Source organism: uncultured Brevundimonas sp. (assembly GCF_937863155.1).
Lineage (GTDB): Bacteria > Pseudomonadota > Alphaproteobacteria > Caulobacterales > Caulobacteraceae > Brevundimonas.
In genome coordinates this window covers 1-3,299 of sequence record NZ_CALMFB010000047.1, presented here as the reverse complement: position 1 = coordinate 3,299, position 3,299 = coordinate 1, and the positions used below count along the sequence as shown (strand labels likewise).

Annotated in this window: 4 protein-coding genes; all 4 read right to left on the bottom strand. The window is 70.3% G+C overall.

From position 1 onward, the window contains the following. Nucleotides 1–2: 2 nt before the first annotated feature. Entirely contained in the window at nucleotides 3–431 is a 429-nt protein-coding gene (locus tag Q0581_RS06920) for an SRPBCC domain-containing protein (RefSeq protein ID WP_298698871.1), read from the bottom strand. 40 nt (nucleotides 432–471) lie between these two features. Continuing rightward, nucleotides 472–1,746 carry a diaminopimelate decarboxylase gene (lysA, locus tag Q0581_RS06915; RefSeq protein WP_298698869.1) on the bottom strand — a complete coding sequence of 425 codons (1,275 nt, stop codon included), beginning with the start codon at nucleotides 1,744–1,746 and terminating at the stop codon, nucleotides 472–474. Nucleotides 1,747–1,755: 9 nt separating this feature from the next. Further along, the gene (locus tag Q0581_RS06910) at nucleotides 1,756–1,992 is read right to left on the bottom strand and encodes a hypothetical protein (RefSeq protein ID WP_298698868.1); all 237 of its coding nucleotides are present in this window, start codon (nucleotides 1,990–1,992) and stop codon (nucleotides 1,756–1,758) included. Then, nucleotides 1,989–3,299: argininosuccinate lyase (gene argH, locus Q0581_RS06905; RefSeq protein WP_298698866.1), on the bottom strand; the 1,311-nt coding region annotated here is incomplete at its 5' end. The genes argH and Q0581_RS06910, both read right to left, overlap by 4 nt.

The window sequence follows — 3,299 nt, the reverse complement described above, 5'->3', positions numbered from 1 at the left end:
GGTCAGCCCTCAGCCAGTTTCCGCAGGCGTTCGGAAATCTCGCCATAGGCGGCCCTGATCGTCTTGCGATGGCGGTCGTGGAACATCTCGCCGCGCAGACCCGAGAAGATGATCCCGTTCGAGACGATGCAGCTGCCGGGCGCCAGCTCCTCGATCTCGAAATAGCGCACCACATTGAACAGCCAGCCGCGCTTTTCGGTCCAGATCAGCTGGGCCATGGGCTGCCAGTCGCCCACGCGACCGGTCACCGCGCGCTCGGGCAGGTCGGGCAGGCGTTCGGTCAGGCGGATCTCGCCGCCATAGCCGATGGCGCCCGCCACATCGGTCTCATGCGGATTCCAGCGGTCCCAGCCGGGCAGGTCGGCGATCAGGTTCCAGATCGTCTCGGCGTCGGCGCGAACCCCGATACGGCTTTCGATGCGGCTGTCCATGGGTTCTGCCTCTGGCACGGCCCGCGCGGCGGGTCCAGCCTCACAGCCAGGGCGCGCGCGGTTCGCGGGCCAGCATGTCGTCATAGGTCGGGCGCGGCCGCACCACGGCCCAGCGGTCGCCGTCCACCAGCACTTCGGGGACCAGAAGCCGGCTGTTGTACTCGCCCGCCATCACCGCCCCATAGGCCCCCGCCCCGGAGAAGGCCACCAGGTCGCCGGCCGCCAGCGGCGCCAGCAGCCGGTCGCGCGCAAAGGTGTCGCCCGTCTCGCACACCGGCCCGACCACGTCGTGGGGCATGGCCTCGCCCGGCCGTGGCCGCACCGGGATCAGGTCGTGAAAGGCGTCGTACAGCGCCGGGCGCATCAGGTCGTTCATGGCCGCGTCCAGCACCAGGAACCGCCGCCCGTCCGAGCGGGCGTTGACCTGAATGACCCGGCTGAGCAGCACCCCGGCGTTGGCGGCCAGAAGGCGGCCCGGCTCGAACGCCGCCTCGACCTCCAGCCCGTCCAGAACCTGGGCCGCCATGTCGACATAGGCGGCCACGGCGGGCGTTTCGTCCGTCTCTGCGTAGGGGGCGGCCAGGCCGCCGCCCAGATCCAGCCGTTCGACCGTCATCCCCTGGGCGCGCAGGGCCTGCGTCATGTCGCGCAAGACCTGAAACGCGGCGCGCAGGGGGGCCAGATCCTTGATCTGGCTGCCGATATGGCAGGCCAGGCCGACGGGGTTCAGATGGGGCGAGGCGGCGGCGCGGGCGTAAAGGGCCATAGCCTCGTCCACCGGCACGCCGAATTTGTCGCCCGCGCCGCCGGTGGTGATCTTGGCGTGGCCGCCGGCGCCGACGTCGGGATTGACCCGGATCGCCAGGGTGGCGCGAGCGCCGCTGGCCGCCGCCACGGCCGCCAGCCGGTCCACCTCGACGCCGCTCTCGACATTGATCTGACGCACCCCCGCGTCCAGGGCGAAGGCCAGTTCGGCGTCGGTCTTGCCCACGCCGGAAAAGATGATGCGGTCGGCCGGCACGCCCGCCGCCAGGGCGCGGCGGATTTCGCCCTCCGACACCGTATCGGCGCCGCAGCCTTCGGCCGCCAAGGTCGCCAGGACGGACAGGTTTGAGTTGGCCTTGACCGCAAAAGCGATCAGGGCGTCACCCAGGGCGCCGCGCCGGGCGTCGCAGGCCTCGCGCAGCACCCGATAATGCCGCCGCAGGGTTGCGGACGAATAGACATAGGCCGGCGTGCCCACCTGGGCCGCCAGGGCGTCCAGCGCCACGTCCTCGGCGAACAGGACGCCGTTACGAAAGGCGAAATGGTGCAAGGCCGCCCCTTATTGGGGGCTGCGGCCCGCCGCCGTGCCGCCGATCGGATTGGCCGGGCCGCCATCGATGGGCATCTGGCTGGACGGCCGGTTCAGCGTCGCCGCCTCGGGCAGAGGGCGGGCGTTGGCGTCACGCGGGGCGCGTTCGGTTTCGCGGGCGCGCGGCGCCTCCAGATCGGCCATCCGGCCACAGGCAGCGGCGGCGAGGGCCAGAATGCCGACGAGGAAAAGGGTCTGAATCTTCACAGGCGCTGTCTCCATTCCGCGATTCGCGCCCGGACCTGGTCCGGGGCCGTGCCGCCGAAACTGATCCGGCTGGCGCAGGAAGCCTCAGGGCTGAGCACCTTGTAAACCGCCTCGGTGACGCCCGGCTCCAATGCCTGCAATTCCGTCAGCGGCAGTTGCATCAGGTCCACGCCCAGCGCCTCGGCCCGCTTGACCGCCGCGCCGGTCACATGGTGCGCCCGGCGGAACGGCAGGTTCAGCTCGCGCACCAGCCAGTCGGCCAGGTCCGTCGCGGTCGAAAAGCCCGACCCGGCCGCCGCCCGCATGCGCTCGGTATTGGGCCGCAGGGCCGAAACCATGGCCGTCATGGCCGTCAGCGCCAGGTCCAGGGCGTCGAACGCCTCGAACACCGGCGGCTTGTCCTCCTGCATGTCCTTGGAATAGGCCAGCGGCAGGCCCTTCATCACCGTGGTCAGGGCGATCAGCGAACCGGTGATCCGCCCGGTCTTGGCCCGCACCAGTTCGGCGGCGTCGGGGTTGCGCTTCTGCGGCATGATCGAAGACCCGGTGGTCAGGTCGTCGGGCAGGGTGACGAAACTGAACTGGGGCGTCATCCACACCACGATCTCTTCGGCCAGACGCGACAGATGCCCGGCGCAGATCGAGGCGGCCGACAGGCTTTCCAGGGCGAAGTCGCGGTCCGACACGGCGTCCAGACTGTTGCCCATGGGCCGGTCGAAACCCAGGGCGTTCGCCGTCGCATGACGGTCGATGGGGAAGGGCGATCCAGCCAGGGCGGCGGCGCCCAGCGGGCATTCGTTCATGCGGGCGCGGGCGTCGGCGAACCGCCCGGCGTCGCGGCCGAACATCTCGACATAGGCCATCAGATGATGGCCCAGGGTCACCGGCTGGGCCGGTTGCAGATGGGTGAAGCCGGGCATCAGGTCGCCCGCGTGCTGGTCGGCCCGATCCAGCAGCGCCCGTTGCAGCGCCTTCAGCTGTTCGCCCGTCTGGTCGCAGGCGTCGCGCACCCACAGGCGGAAATCGGTCGCCACCTGATCGTTGCGGCTGCGGGCCGTGTGCAGCCGCCCCGACGGCTCGCCGATCAGCTCGGAAAGCCGCGCCTCCACATTCATGTGGATGTCTTCGTATTGGTCGCGGAAGGGGAAGGTTCCGGCCGTGATCTCGGCCTCGATGGCGTCCAGGCCCTTCAGGATCGCCTCGCCGTCCTCAGGCGTGATGATCGCCTGGGCCATCAGCATGCGGCAATGCGCCCGCGATCCGGCCAGATCCTGCGCCCACAGGCGTTTGTCGACGCCGATGGAGAC

Coding starts and splice junctions, on each gene's coding strand:
- Q0581_RS06920 (WP_298698871.1), bottom strand. CDS start 431: ATGGACAGCCGCATCGAAAGCCGTATCGGGGTTCGCGCCGACGCCGAG.